The organism is Stenotrophomonas veracruzanensis, from assembly GCF_032911525.1.
Lineage (GTDB): Bacteria > Pseudomonadota > Gammaproteobacteria > Xanthomonadales > Xanthomonadaceae > Stenotrophomonas > Stenotrophomonas africana.
In genome coordinates this window covers 37,728-51,755 of the sequence record NZ_JAWJTI010000028.1, presented here as the reverse complement: position 1 = coordinate 51,755, position 14,028 = coordinate 37,728, and the positions used below count along the sequence as shown (strand labels likewise).

At 68.1% G+C, this 14,028-nt stretch carries 12 protein-coding genes; 7 read left to right on the top strand and 5 right to left on the bottom strand.

Translation table 11 applies throughout. The features are described from left to right. Window positions 1-178: 178 nt before the first annotated feature. Window positions 179-1,510, bottom strand: a complete 1,332-nt coding sequence (gene xseA, locus R1H25_RS15455; protein WP_049447735.1) for an exodeoxyribonuclease VII large subunit — start codon at window positions 1,508-1,510, stop codon at window positions 179-181. Window positions 1,511-1,554: 44 nt separating this feature from the next. After that, the gene (queG, locus tag R1H25_RS15450; RefSeq protein WP_088480202.1) at window positions 1,555-2,625 is read right to left on the bottom strand and encodes a tRNA epoxyqueuosine(34) reductase QueG; all 1,071 of its coding nucleotides are present in this window, start codon (window positions 2,623-2,625) and stop codon (window positions 1,555-1,557) included. 23 nt (window positions 2,626-2,648) lie between these two features. Here queG and R1H25_RS15445 point away from each other — a divergent pair, with 23 nt between their 5' ends. The 6 genes from R1H25_RS15445 (at window position 2,649) to R1H25_RS15420 (ending at window position 10,206) form a co-directional block, all read left to right on the top strand. After that, window positions 2,649-4,133, top strand: a complete 1,485-nt coding sequence (locus tag R1H25_RS15445) for an NAD(P)H-hydrate dehydratase (RefSeq protein ID WP_317224034.1) — start codon at window positions 2,649-2,651, stop codon at window positions 4,131-4,133. Then, window positions 4,130-4,612: a tRNA (adenosine(37)-N6)-threonylcarbamoyltransferase complex ATPase subunit type 1 TsaE gene (tsaE, locus tag R1H25_RS15440; RefSeq protein WP_012511659.1), complete on the top strand. Its 483-nt coding sequence runs from the start codon at window positions 4,130-4,132 to the stop codon at window positions 4,610-4,612. Before R1H25_RS15445 ends, tsaE begins: the two co-directional genes overlap by 4 nt. Window positions 4,613-4,694: 82 nt before the next feature. Further along, a complete protein-coding gene (locus tag R1H25_RS15435) occupies window positions 4,695-6,263 on the top strand; it encodes an N-acetylmuramoyl-L-alanine amidase (RefSeq protein ID WP_049447738.1) in 1,569 nt (522 codons plus the stop codon). A 139-nt stretch (window positions 6,264-6,402) separates the two neighbouring features. Further along, on the top strand, window positions 6,403-8,310 hold the full coding sequence (gene mutL, locus R1H25_RS15430) for a DNA mismatch repair endonuclease MutL (protein ID WP_049447739.1): 1,908 nt from the start codon (window positions 6,403-6,405) through the stop codon (window positions 8,308-8,310). 11 nt (window positions 8,311-8,321) lie between these two features. Beyond that, window positions 8,322-9,251, top strand: a complete 930-nt coding sequence (locus tag R1H25_RS15425; RefSeq protein WP_049447740.1) for a DUF1684 domain-containing protein — start codon at window positions 8,322-8,324, stop codon at window positions 9,249-9,251. A gap of 1 nt (window position 9,252) precedes the next feature. Then, window positions 9,253-10,206 (top strand): TraB/GumN family protein, encoded by a 954-nt coding sequence (locus tag R1H25_RS15420; protein WP_317224033.1) that lies wholly within the window; start codon window positions 9,253-9,255, stop codon window positions 10,204-10,206. 74 nt (window positions 10,207-10,280) lie between these two features. Here R1H25_RS15420 and phaR read toward each other — a convergent pair whose 3' ends face one another. The 3 genes from phaR to gluQRS form a co-directional block, all read right to left on the bottom strand. Continuing rightward, complete coding sequence (phaR, locus tag R1H25_RS15415; RefSeq protein ID WP_049447744.1) at window positions 10,281-10,820, bottom strand: polyhydroxyalkanoate synthesis repressor PhaR; 540 nt, start codon at window positions 10,818-10,820, stop codon at window positions 10,281-10,283. Window positions 10,821-11,003: 183 nt separating this feature from the next. Beyond that, window positions 11,004-11,744, bottom strand: a complete 741-nt coding sequence (gene phbB / locus R1H25_RS15410; protein ID WP_049447742.1) for an acetoacetyl-CoA reductase — start codon at window positions 11,742-11,744, stop codon at window positions 11,004-11,006. Between the two features lie 17 nt (window positions 11,745-11,761). After that, window positions 11,762-12,697, bottom strand: a complete 936-nt coding sequence (gluQRS, locus tag R1H25_RS15405; protein ID WP_317224032.1) for a tRNA glutamyl-Q(34) synthetase GluQRS — start codon at window positions 12,695-12,697, stop codon at window positions 11,762-11,764. 93 nt (window positions 12,698-12,790) lie between these two features. Here gluQRS and htpX point away from each other — a divergent pair, with 93 nt between their 5' ends. Beyond that, window positions 12,791-13,657 (top strand): protease HtpX, encoded by an 867-nt coding sequence (gene htpX / locus R1H25_RS15400; RefSeq protein ID WP_317224031.1) that lies wholly within the window; start codon window positions 12,791-12,793, stop codon window positions 13,655-13,657. The last annotated feature ends 371 nt before the right edge of the window (window positions 13,658-14,028 follow it).

The window sequence follows — 14,028 nt, the reverse complement described above, 5'->3', positions numbered from 1 at the left end:
GCGCCATGGATGGCGCCATCGAGCCCCCAGGGATGGGTTTACGGCGTGTCCTGCATAGCCACACCGCCCCGCCAAACCATCAGCAATCCAGAGCCGCTTTGGCTGTTGCTTTGGCTGTTGCTTCGGCCGTTGCTTGAAGCCTCTGCAGGTGCAGGGCGCAGCCCTGCCGAACACCCCTCTACTTGACCTGCACGTCGATCACGCCGTCGCCGACGCGGGCCTGCAGTGCGTCACCCGGCTGTACCTGATCGATCTGGCGTACCAGCGTGCCATCGTCGCTGCGGGTGAGGATGCTGTAACCACGAGCCACGGTCGCCAGCGGGCTGACCGCTTCCAGTGAACGCGCCAGCCCGCGCAGGCGCAGCACATCGCGCTCCAGCAGACGCTGCATCGCAATCTGCGGGCGCCCGCGCAGGGCAGCCAGGCGGCGCTGCATCGTGTCCAGCTGGCGCTGGGGATGGTGCCCGCGCAACACGGCTGCGGCATGACGCAGACGCGCGGCACGGCGTTCCTGCTGCTGGTTGAACGCCGCATGCAAGCGCCGGCCCAGGTCCAGCTGGCGGCGACGCAGCAGATCCAGCCGCGCCTGTGGGCTCTGCGCGTTCAGACGCAGCAGTGCACGGTCGGCACGCTGCATCGCCTGCTGCATCGTGTGCCGCTGCAGCTGCACCATGCGTGCGGCCGTGCGGCGCAGGCGCAGGGCCAGTTCGCGCTGGTCCGGCACCAGCAGCTCGGCGGCCACCGACGGCGTCGGTGCACGCAGGTCGGCGGCAAAATCGCTGAGGCTGAAGTCGGTTTCATGGCCCACCGCCGACACCACCGGGGTGCGGCTGGCGGCGATCGCGCGGGCCAGCGCTTCATCGTTGAACGCCCACAGGTCTTCCAGCGAACCGCCACCGCGGGTCAGCAGGATCACATCATAGCGGCCACTGGCATCGGCGGCCTGCAGCAGGCGGGTGATCTGCGCGGCGGCGCTGCTGCCCTGTACCAGGGTCGGCAGCAGATCCACTTCCAGAAGCGGGAAGCGGCGAGCCAGCACGCTCAGCACATCACGCACGGCGGCGCCGGTGGGCGAGGTGATCACTGCCAGGCGCTGCACGTGCGCCGGCATCGGCCGCTTGCGCGCCGGGTCGAACAGACCCTCGGCCTCCAGCCGTGCCTTCAGCTCTTCGAACGCTCGGCGCAGCGCGCCTTCGCCCGCTTCTTCCATGTGGTCCAGCACCATCTGGTACTCGCCACGGGCGTCGTACAGGGTCACCTTGCCGCGCACCAGCACGCGCATGCCTTCGCGTGGCACGAACTTCAGGTACTGCGCCTTCATCCGGAACATCGCCGCGCGCAGCTGCGCACGTGCGTCCTTCAGGGTGAAATACAGGTGCCCGGAAGAAGGGCGCGCCACGCTGCCCAGCTCGGCCTCGACCCAGATCGCCGGGAAGCTGCCTTCCAGCAGGTCGCGGGCCAGGGTGTTGAGCTGGCTGGGGGTGAAGATGTCGTTGTTGCGTGGCTGCATGGGAACGGCGTGCTGCGGGCGGAACGGGGGCTCAGGATCGCACGTCAGCGCACCGTGTGCTGGCCCAGCGCCCACTGCACGTGTTCACGCACCAGCGGCGAGGGATCATCGACGCGGGTCTGCAACGCGGCCAACGCTTCGGCCGAGGTCGGTGCATTGCCCAGTGCCACGGCGATGTTGCGCAACCAGCGCTCATGGCCGCTGCGGCGGATCGGGCTGCCTTCGGTACGGCGCAGGAACTCGGCTTCATCCCAGGCGAACAGCTGATCCAGCCGCGCGGTATCGAGGTTGTTGCGCGCGCGGAAATCGGCTTCGTCGGTGCGCTTGGCGAACTTGTTCCAGGGGCAGACCAGCTGGCAGTCGTCGCAGCCGTAGATGCGGTTGCCGATCAACGGCCGCATGTCTTCGGGAATGGCACCGTCGTGCTCGATGGTCAGGTAGGAGATACAGCGTCGTGCATCCAGCCGCTGCGGGCCGGTGATGGCCTGCGTCGGGCAGACATCGATGCAGCGCGTGCAGGTACCGCAGTGTGCCGTGGCCGGCGTATCGATCGGCAGCGGGACATCGATGTAGATCTCGCCGATGAAGAACCAGGAGCCGCCGTGGCGGTCGATCAGGCAGGTGTGCTTGCCGATCCAGCCGAGCCCCGCATTGCGGGCCAGTGCGCGTTCCAGCACCGGCGCCGAATCGACGAATACGCGGTAGCCCAGCGGTGCCACTTCATCGTTGATCTGCGTGGCCAGCTTCTGCAGGCGGTTGCGCATCAGCTTGTGGTAGTCGCGGCCCAATGCGTAACGAGCCACGTAGGCGCGGCCCGGGTCGGCCAGGGTTGCCCAGGCCTCGGTGTCGTCCTTGTGGCTGTAATCCATGCCCACCGAGATCACCCGCACGGTGCCGGGCAGCAGCTCGGCCGGGCGGGCGCGCAGGGTGCCGTGGCGCGCCATCCAGTCCATCGTGCCGTACAGGCCCTGGCCCAGCCAGTCGGCCAGGTGCGCTTCATCCTCGCCCAGCTCGATGCCGGCAATGCCGCAGCGCTGGAAGCCATGCGCACGGGCCAGTTCGCGGATGCGCTGTACGGCCTGGGCCGGATCGACAGGGGCGGGGACGGGGGACATGTGCACCAGTATAAAATCCCCGCATGGCCAACCTTGCCGATCTGTTCGATTCCGCTGCCGCACGTGCGCTTGATGAGCAGGCCTCGACGCTTGCCGCCGAGGGCGGTTGGGGCCTGATGGCGCAGGCCGGCCAGGCCGCCTGGCAGTGCCTGCTGCAGCACTGGCCGCAGGCGCAGCGGATCGGCGTGGTGGTCGGCGCGGGCAACAACGGCGGCGATGGCCATGTGCTGGCCCGTCACGCGCTGCAGGCCGGGCGCGAGGTGATGGTGATCGCCTTGCCGGGGAAGTCGCCGTCAACCGTGCTGGCACAGCGTGCAGCATCGGAATTCGCCCGCGCGGGGGGCATTGTTGCCGCATTCGACGGCACGCTGCCCGAGGCCGATACATGGGTCGATGGCCTGTTCGGGCTGGGCTTCGATCGCGCGCCGGAAGGCGTGGCGCAGGCGCTGATCGTCGCGCTCAACGCGCAGGCGTCACCGGTGTTGGCGCTGGACGTGCCCAGTGGCGTCGATGCCGACCGCGGTGCCGTACCGGGCGTGGCCGTGAAGGGCGCTTTGACCCTGCAGTTCATCGTGCCGCATCGTGGGCTGTATACCGGCGATGCGCTGGATCATTGCGGGCAGAAAGTCCTGGCACCGCTGCAGCTGCCTGCGGCCGCATGGCAGGGCGTGTCACCCGCCGCAGAGCACTGGACCCAGGCTCGCTTGCCGGCACTGCTGCCGCCACGTCGCGCCAACACTCACAAGGGCGAATCCGGGCACGTGCTGTGCGTCGGCGGCAACCATGGCAGCGGCGGCGCCATCGCCATGGCGGCCGAGGCCGCGTTGCGTGCGGGCGCGGGATTGTTGAGCCTCGGCACCCGCCGCGACCATGTCGGCCCGTTGCTGGCACGCCTGCCCGAGGCGATGACCCACGCGCTGGAAGACGGCGACGCACTGCCGGCGCTGCTGGACAAGGCCAGGGTGGTGGCGATCGGGCCCGGGCTGGGCCAGGACGAGTGGGCACGCGCATTGTTTGCGCGGGTACTGGCATGCGCCAGGCCACTGGTGGTCGATGCCGATGCCCTGAACCTGCTGGCGCAGGATCCGCGCGCGCTGCCTGACGCCATCCTTACGCCGCATCCGGGCGAGGCCGCGCGCCTGCTCGGCTGCAGCACCGCTGACATCCAGGCCGACCGCTACGCCTGCGCGCAGGCACTGGCCGAGCGTTTCCACGCCGTGGTGGTGCTGAAGGGCGCCGGCAGCATCGTCGCAGCGCCCGGGCAACGGCCACGGCTGATTGCCGCAGGCAACCCCGGCATGGCCGTGGGTGGCATGGGGGACCTGCTCACCGGCATCATCGCCAGCCTGCGCGCGCAGGGCCTGGCAGCCTTCGACGCTGCTGCAACCGGTGCGCTGCTGCATGCGCTCGCGGGCGATGTCGCTGCCGCCGACGGCGCGCGCGGCCTGCTTCCTACTGATCTGCTGTCGCCGTTGCGGCGACTGGCCAACCCGGAACTCTCCCGATGATCGATTTCTTCCTTGCCGACAGCGATGCCACCGAACTGCTCGGGCAATGGCTGGCGGCCACCCGGCCGCCGCAGGCGCTGGTCGAACTGCGCGGCGACCTGGGCGCCGGCAAATCCACCACCGCACGCGCACTGCTGCGCGCACTGGGCGTGCAGGGCGCGATCCGCAGCCCGACCTACACCCTGGTCGAGCGCTATCCGCTGGCCAGCGGTGGCGAGGCCTGGCACCTGGACCTGTACCGGATCGGCCAGGCCGGTGAACTCGATTTCCTGGGCCTGGACGAGGGCAGCGCGGTGCTGTGGCTGGTGGAATGGCCGGAACGCGGCGCGGGCGCGCTGCCGCCGACCGACCTGGTGGTGGCGCTGGAGATCGAGGGGCAGGGGCGTCGCGTCCGTCTCACTGGAGCCAGCGACGTCGGACATGAATGGCTGAAACGGCTTCCCCAAGGGGGCGACTTGCAGGCCATTTCTGTCGGCTGACGAGAACAAAGACCGGCAGGTTACGGATTATTAAGGAAAAAGGTGTTGCATTCCGTTCAGCGCGGTGATTGAATCCTGAGCCATGCGCCCGGGGAACCGTCTCATCGCTATCTGTGCCGCCGTCGGACTGGGTCTGGCGAGCGTCAGTGCGTGGGCCGGTGAAGTCCGCCAGGTCCTGCTGAATACCGGCGCCACCGGCACCCGTGCCGAGATCTCGCTGGTCGGCAGTGGCGGCTACAAGACGCTTTCTCTGGCCGGTCCGAACCGTCTGGTGGTCGACTTCCCGGACTCCAGCGCCATACGCAACCTGAAGATGCCGGCTGCACAGGGCGTGGTCACGGCGGTGCGTACTGGACAGCCGGTGCCGGGCACCTTCCGTGTCGTTTTCGACCTCGCTGAATCGGTGGCGCCGTTCCGCCCGCAGATGCAACGCGAGGGCAATGAATCCAAGCTGGTGATCGAATGGCCGGGCGACGGCCCGGCCGTGGCCGCCAGCCGTCCCGCGGTGGCGCCGGCGGTGCAGCCGCAGGCACAGGTCAACACGCCCGCACCGGTGCCGACGCCGGCGGAGAGTGCGCAGTCGCGTTCCGATGCCGCGCGTGCGACCGCGCTGCTGACTGCCCAGGTGCGCCAGCAGGCCAGTGCCACTGCCGCCGCGCCGGCCACGCCCACCCCGGCGCCGTCTACCGCACCGGCCCAGGTCGCGGCGGCCGGTACCGTGGCCAGCAGTTCGCCTTCTTCCTCGCCGGCCGCGATCCTTGCTGGGCAGCGCACCGCAGCGGTGGTGACCACGCCACCGGCCACGGTGCCCGCACCGGCACCGACGCCGGTGGAACCGCCGCGCCCGGCCATGCCCAGCGATGCGTCGCGCATCCGCATGCAGGCCGGCATGCGCCATCTGGTGGTGGCCATCGATCCGGGCCATGGCGGCCAGGATCCGGGTGCGATCGGCCCGACCGGCAAGCGCGAAAAGGATGTGACTCTGGCCGTGGCGCGTGAACTGGCCCGCCAGGTCAATGCGACGCCGGGCCTGAAGGCCTACCTGACCCGCGACAGCGACGTGTTCATCCCGCTGCCGATGCGCGCGCAGAAGGCGCGTGCGAACAAGGCCGACATCTTCATTTCGATCCATGCCGACGCGGCCGAAAACCGTTCTGCCACCGGTTCGTCGGTGTACGTGCTGTCGACCAAGGGTGCTTCTTCGCAGCGCGCCCGCTGGCTGGCGGACAAGGAAAACGCGGCTGACCTGGTCGGTGGCGTGCGCCTGCAGCAGACCGAAGGCACGCTGGCCAACGTGTTGCTGGACCTGGCCCAGAGCGGCTACATGAAGGCATCCGAAGACGCGGCCGGCCACGTGCTGGGCGGCCTGAAGCGGATCGGGAACAACCACAAGCCGAACATCGAGCGCGCCAACTTCGCGGTTCTGCGCACCTCGGACATGCCGGCGATGCTGGTGGAAACCGCGTTCATCTCCAACCCGGATGAAGAACGCCGCCTGATCGACCCGGCCTACCAGCGCAAGATCGCCGGTGCGGTGCTGGACGGTGTACATACCTTCTTCAGCCGCCAGCCGCCGCCGGGGACGCTGTATGCCGCCCGCGCCCAGGCCGAGATCGACGCAGCCGGCACCATGGCCGGCGGCAGCAAGTAACCCGCCGAAGGCGGGTTACTGCTTTCTGTAGAGTCGACCGTCAGTCGACTGCGCGCGCAGTGTGGGGGTTTCGGTGCCCGGCGAAGAGCAGTCGACTGACAGTCGACTCTACATGCGCAGCCTCCGTTATCATCCCCGCATGACGTCTGCTACCCATCCGCGCCCGATCCGGCCGTTGCCGGAGATCCTGATCAACCAGATCGCCGCCGGCGAAGTGGTCGAACGTCCTGCGTCGGTGGTCAAGGAGCTGGTCGAGAACGCAATCGATGCCGGTGCCAGCCGCGTTGATATCGATCTTGAAGAGGGCGGTGTACGCCTGATCCGCATCCGCGACAACGGCAGTGGCATCGCGCCGGAACAGCTGCCGCTGGCGGTATCGCGCCATGCCACCAGCAAGATCGCCGATCTGGACGATCTTGAATCGGTGGCCACGCTCGGTTTCCGTGGCGAAGCATTGCCGTCGATCGCTTCGGTCAGCCGTTTCACCCTGTCCTCGCGTCGCGCACATGACGAACACGGTTCGGCGCTGCAGATCGAAGGCGGCAAGATCGGCGAGGTGACGCCGCGCGCGCATGCGCCGGGCACCACGGTGGAAGTGCGCGAGCTGTTCTACAACGTACCGGCGCGACGCAAGTTCCTGCGCGCCGAGCGCACCGAGCTGGGCCATATCGAAGAATGGCTGCGTTCGCTGGCGCTGGCGCGGCCGGATGTCGAACTGCGCGTGTCGCACAACGGCAAGGCGTCGCGCCGCTACAAGCCGGGCGATCTGTATTCCGATGCGCGATTGGCCGAAACGCTGGGCGAGGATTTCGCCAACCAGGCCGTGCGCGTCGACCACAGCGGTGCCGGCCTGCGCCTGCACGGCTGGATCGCGCAGCCGCATTATTCGCGCGCCAGCGCCGACCAGCAGTACCTGTACGTCAACGGCCGTTCGGTGCGCGACCGCAGTGTCGCCCATGCGGTGAAGATGGCTTACGGCGATGTGCTGTACCACGGCCGCCAGCCGGCCTATGTGCTGTTCCTGGAACTGGATCCGACCCGCGTCGACGTCAACGTGCACCCTGCCAAGCACGAGGTGCGCTTCCGCGATTCGCGGCTGGTCCATGATTTCGTCTATCGCACGTTGAAGGATGCGCTGGCCGATACCCGTGCCGGCGTGTCGGCGCAGGACATCGGTGCCGGCTCTGCGCATCCGGCGGATGCAGGTTCGGCACCGATGGTCTCCAGTGCGGGCGCCTCCGGTTTCGGTCTGGTACGCGGTGCCGCACCGGGTGCCGGATCGAGTGGTGGCGGTGGTGGATTCTCGGGCTGGCGCCCGCAGCAACCGCTGGGATTGCAGGTGGCCGATGCACCGGCCGCCTATGCCGCGCTGTATGCCGCGCCGGCCGGTGCCGAACGCGGTGCTGCACTGCCGCCGATGCCGACCGAGAACGGACTGCCGGTGACCAGTGCTGACGCCGGCGTGCCGCCGCTGGGCTACGCGATCGCGCAGCTGCATGGCATCTACATCCTGGCCGAGAACGCCGAAGGCCTGATCGTGGTCGACATGCATGCGGCGCACGAGCGCATCGGCTACGAGCGGCTGAAGAACGCGCACGATGGCATCGGCCTGCAGTCGCAGCCATTGCTGGTGCCGATCACGCTCGCGGTGGGTGAGCGCGAAGCGGATACCGCCGAAAGCGAAGCCGAAACGCTGGCCGCACTCGGCTTCGAAGTGACCCGTGCCGGCCCCGGTGCGCTGCACGTGCGCAGCATTCCAGCGCTGCTGGCACACGCCGAACCGGAAGGCCTGCTGCGCGACGTGCTGACCGACCTGCGCGAACACGGCCAGAGCCGGCGTGTGGCGAGTGCGCGCGATGAGCTGCTGTCGACCATGGCCTGCCACGGCGCGGTGCGCGCCAACCGACGGCTGACCGTGCCGGAAATGAACGCGCTGCTGCGCGACATGGAAATCACCGAACGGTCGGGCCAGTGCAACCACGGCCGGCCGACCTGGGCCCGTTTTTCGCTGGCGGAGATCGACCGCTGGTTCCTGCGCGGACGTTGAGGGGAGCATCGATGCGTTATCGGGGAATGGGCGGCCTGCTGGCCGCCTTGGTGTTGGCCGCCTGCAGTCCGGCGACACCGCCGGCGCCGACGGTTGCTGAAGATCCGGCCTATGCGGCCACGCAGCAGCAGTGGCGGGTAGCGCGCTACCAGGACCTGACCCGGCCGGATGGTTGGACAGCGTTGGTCGGCCTGCACTGGCTGCAGAACAAATCGCACTTCGTCGGCAGCGGCGCGACCAACGGGATCCGCCTGGCGGTTGGACCGGACAAGCTGGGCCTGCTGCGCCGCGAAGGCAGCCAATGGTGGTTCACACCGGAGACCGGCGTTGACGTCAGCCATGACGGGCAGCCGGTACGCGGCCGCATCCGTGTCGACACCGACAAGGATCCGCAGCCGACGCTGCTGGCCTTCGATGGTGGCAGGGGGCAGCTCAGCATCATCCGCCGCGGCCCGCGCGATGCGCTGCGGGTCAAGCACGCCGACGCGCCGGCACGCCGTGATTTCGCCGGCCTGGAATACTGGCCGGGTGGCCCGGACTGGCAGGTGCAGGCACGTTTCATCCCGCATCCGGCGGGCAAGACCCTGCCCATCGTCGACATCACCGGCCTGACCACCGAAATGCCGAACGCAGGCGCGGTCGAGTTCCAGCGCGATGGCCGCAGCTGGCGGCTGGAGGCGATCGGTGCGCCGGGTCAGCCGCTGTTCCTGATCTTTGCCGATCGCACCAGTGGCCGCGGCAGCTATCCGGCCGGGCGTTACCTGGACACCGACGCGCCGGCAGCCGATGGCACGGTGCGCATCGATTTCAACCATGCCTACAACCCGCCGTGTGCGTTCACTGCCTACGCGACCTGCCCGTTGGCGCCGCCGGAAAACCGGCTGGACCTGCGCGTGGAAGCGGGCGAGAAGGCTTACCACCTGCCTGAAGGAGAAGGCTGAGATGCCGATCAGAACCCTGTTGCGTGCCGCCGTTGTGTTGGCGGCCTGTGCGCTGGCACCGCTGGTTGCAGCGCGTACCGTGCAAGCCGACACCGCTGGCGCAGCGGCGGCCAAGCCGCCCGTACCGCTGTTGTGGAAAGTCACCGGCCCGGGCGATGCACGCGTGTACCTGCTGGGATCGTTCCACCTGCTGAAGCCGCAGGACTACCCGTTGTCGCCCGATGTCGAACAGGCGTTCGAGGCCTCGCAGCGGGTCGTGTTCGAACTGTCGCCGGAAGACATGCAGTCGCCGCAGCTGGCCAGCCGCATGGTGCAGGCAGCGGTCCGCACCGATGGCAGCGAACTCAAGCGTGATCTGGATGCTGCGACCTGGCAGAAGCTGCAGGTGTTCGCTGCCGAGAACAAGCTGCCGCTGGCGCAGATGCAGGGCATGAAGCCGTGGTTTGTCGGCCTGAGCATTTCGGTCGGGCAGATGCAGAAGCTGGGCCTGGACCCGGCACTGGGCCTGGACCGCCACTTCATGGAGCGTGCGCAGAAGACCGGCCGCAAGACCGTGGGACTTGAAGACATCGACACCCAGATCGGCATGCTCGACGGAATGACGCTGCAGGAACAGCGGCAGATGCTGGCCGAAGCGCTGGACCAGGCCGGCAAGGCCGACGAGCAGGCACGCCAGCTGCATGATGCATGGCGCCGGGGTGACGAGCGCCTGCTGTGGACCCGGATGGCGGCGGAAATGCGCCAGCAGTATCCGCAGCTTTACCAGCGCATCAATACCGGCCGCAATGACGCCTGGGTGCCGAAGCTGCTGCCGTACCTGCAGGCCGGGCAGGGCGGCACGCTGGTGGTGGTCGGCACGCTGCACCTGCTGGGCAACGATGGCGTGGTCGAGAAGCTGAAGGCGAAGGGTTACAAGGTCGAACGCGTATGCACGGGGTGCAAGGCGAAACGCTGACCTGACGTTGGCGCGATGCCAAACAGAACGGCGCGCCAGGGGCGCGCCGTTTTCGTATCAGCAGATGCCGCAGCTCAGCGGCGGGTCTTGCCGCCGGTGCCGGTGCCCGGTTCGTTCGGTTTGTTGCCGGTACCTGCGCCGGTTCCCGTTCCGGTGCCGCCCGGGCGCGGGCCGCCGAAGCCACTGCCCATGTTGCGCTGGAATTCCTGCCACAGCTCCAGGTTGCGCTCGGTCAGCTGGTTCATCATCGCCCACGGGGTCTGGCCCAGCAGGTTGCCCATCTGCTGGCGGAACTGCTGCTGCTGGTCGAGGAAGACCTGCATGCTGCGCTCCAGGTAATTGCCCATGAAGCCCTGCAGGGAATCGCCATAGAAGCGGATCAGCTGGCTCAGCAGCTGGGTGGACAGCATCGGTTCGCCGTCCTGTTCCTGGTCGGCGATGATCTGCAGCAGGACCGATCGCGTGAGGTCGTCGCCGCTCTTGGCGTCGCGGACTTCGAAGTCTTCACCGTCCAGGATCAGCTGGCGCACGTCCTCGATGGTGATGTAGCTGGAGATCTCGGTGTCGTAGAGACGGCGGTTCGGATACTTCTTGATGATGCGGGTCGCAGCCATGAAGCGGTACTCGTCACAGTAGACGCGCAGCATGGCGCAGTGCAGCAGCCGTTGCAACCGCCTCAGCCCCCGCCAGGCTTGGCTTTCGGCGGCGATCATGTTGCGCAACAAGGGTTTGCGTGCTGCGCAGCATGACGCTTGGCAGGGGCCGGCGGCGGCCGCCGCGAGGGCCCGCTGCGCGGCTTACCAACCCATGTGGTGGCCGCCGTTGATGTCCAGGTTGCTACCGGTGATCCACGAGGCTTCGTCGGCGACCAGGAACGAGACGCCGTAGGCGATTTCCTCCGGCTTGCCGAGGCGTCCGGTGGGGATGTCGGCGATGATCTTGGCGCGTACGTCCTCCGGCACCGCCATCACCATGTCGGTGGCCACGTAGCCGGGCGAGATGGTGTTGACGGTGATGCCGAAGCCAGCATTCTCGCGGGCCAGAGAGATGGTGAAGCCGTGCATGCCGGCCTTGGCCGCGGCGTAGTTTGCCTGGCCGTACTGGCCCTTCAGGCCGTTGATCGAGCTGATCTGGATGACCCGGCCCCAGCCGCGGCGGCGCATGCCCTCGATGACCGGACGGGTGACGTTGAACACCGAATTGAGGTTGGTGTTGATCACATCGTGCCACTGGTCCGCGCGCATGCGATGGAACGTGGTGTCGCGGGTGATGCCGGCGTTGTTGACCAGGATCTCAACCGGGCCCAGCTCGGCCTCGACGGCGCGCACCAGCGCTTCGGCGCTGCCCGGATCGGAGACATCGCCCGGGAAGATCGACACGCTGTAGCCGCGTTCGGTCATCGCCTGCTGCCAGGCGCGGGCCTTGGCCTCGTCGCGGTAGTTGGTGGCGACCCGGTGGCCCTGGTCGGCCAGGCGTTGGCAGATGGCGGTACCGATGCCGCCGGTTCCGCCGGTGACCAGTGCGACGCGAGATGTCATGGAGTGTTGTCCGGGTATCAGGTGGGGGAAGTGGGATTCTGCAACATCGGCGTGGAAAGTGCGCCGGCTGGCGACAGGCTTGCTCCAATCAGGATGTCACCATGCGGCAGCCGCGCTGGGTCGAATGCCTGCCGAGCGGTGGCCAGCAGCGTGTCCAGGTCGTGCGCAGGTTCCAGCGCTTCAGGTGCCTGGCCGAGCAGCTGCCAGAGCTGGCGCAGCACGGGCAGCGGGCGCGAACTATCCACCGGCAGCGCTGACAGCGACTTGGACAGCTTGTGGCCCGGGGCATCGAGCAGCAGCGGCAGGTGCCAGTAGCGCGGCACCGCCAGCCCCAACGCCTGCTGCAGCAGGATCTGCCGCGCGGTAGAGTCGAGCAGGTCGGCACCGCGCACCACTTCGGTCACCCCCTGCGCGGCGTCATCGACCACCACCGCCAACTGGTAGGCCCAGCAGCCATCGGCGCGGCGCAGCACGAAGTCGCCGACCTCGGCATGCACGTCCTGCTGCTGCGGGCCGCGCAGGCCATCGTCGAAGTGCACGAGGCTGCCCGGCGGCACGCGGAAACGGACGGCGGGATCCGGTCGGGGGTGCCGGGCGACGCAGCGATGGTGGATGCTGCCGCTGGCGGCCAGGTCGCTGCGGCTGCAATGGCAGACGAAGGCCTGGTCGCTGGCCAGCAGCACGTCGAGCGCGGCCTGGTAGGCCTCGCCGCGGGCGCTCTGCCAGAAGATCGGACCGTCGTGGGCCAGGCCGAACGCCGCCAGTGCCTGCAGTTGTGACTCGGCGGCACCGGGCACGGTGCGCGGTGGGTCGACGTCTTCGATGCGCAGCCGCCACACGCCGCCGTGATGGCGCGCGAGCAGCCAGCTGCCGAAGGCGGCGAGCAGGGATCCGGGATGGAGCAGGCCGGTCGGCGAGGGCGCGAAACGACCGCAGGGAAGGGGGGAGGTCATGCTGGCTGAATCGTCGGTCAGGTTGGCGCTTGAATTCAAGCTGACCACACCGCAAATTGACCGGTATCGACCCCTTCCGAGCCGGATTTTCCCATGTTTACCCGCATTGCCCTGTTCCTGGCGACCAACTTCGCGGTCCTGATCCTCGCCAGCATCGTGATGTCGTTGCTCGGGGTCAATCCAAGCCAGATGAGCGGCCTGCTGGTCATGGCCGCGATCTTCGGCTTCGGTGGCTCCTTCATCTCGCTGCTGCTGTCCAAGTGGTTGGCCAAGCGCTCCACCGGTGCGGTGGTGATCACCGAGCCGCGCAACCAGACCGAGCGCTGGCTGCTGGCCACCGTCGAGCACCAGGCCAAGGCGGCCGGCATCGGCATGCCCGAAGTGGCCGTGTACGAAGGCCCGGAGATCAATGCCTTCGCCACCGGCGCCAACCGCAACAACGCGCTCGTCGCGGTGTCCACCGGCCTGCTGCACAACATGAGCGAAGACGAAGCCGAAGCGGTGCTGGGCCACGAGATCGCCCACGTCGCCAACGGTGACATGATCACCATGGCGTTGCTGCAGGGCGTATTGAACACCTTCGTGATCGTGCTGGCCCGCGTGGTCGGCGGCATCATCGACAGCGCGCTGTCGGGCAACCGCGAAGGTGGCGGCCGCGGCTTCGCCTACTACATCATCGTGTTCGTGCTGGAGATGGTGTTCGGCCTGTTCGCCACCATGATCTCGATGTGGTTCTCGCGCCACCGCGAGTTCCGCGCCGACGCCGGCGGTGCCTCGCTGGCCGGCCGCCAGAAGATGATCGCTGCGCTGGAGCGCCTGCAGCTCAACCACGGCCAGAGCACGCTGCCGACCCAGATCGCAGCCTTCGGTATTGCCGGTTCGACCGCGAAGAAGCTGTTCATGAGCCACCCGCCGCTGGAAGAGCGCATCGCTGCGCTGCGGGCGTCGACGGTGGCGTAAGCCTCCGTACTTTCACGGTAGTGCAGGAACGCCTGGCCTCGCGCCGGGCGTTTTTGTTTGCGCGCCCGCGCATGGGTGGCGCCGGGCAGGACCCGGCGAGAGTCATTTCCGCGCCCGCGGAGGGGTGTCACTTTCTTTGCTCGTGCAAAGAAAGTAACCAAAGAAACACGCCGCCAGGGCGCGAGCCGTCGCTACGCGACGGTTCCCTGCGCTTCTCGGCGAATCAGGGGGCGGCGCCGAACTCGCTTCGCTCAAACATCGGCGCCTCTTCGCCCCTGATTCCCCTGCGATGCTCGGCTCGGTCAAGGCGGACCCAAGGTCAAATGCTTCAGCTGCACCCCGTAGATTCACGCCATGCGTGGATGCTGTTT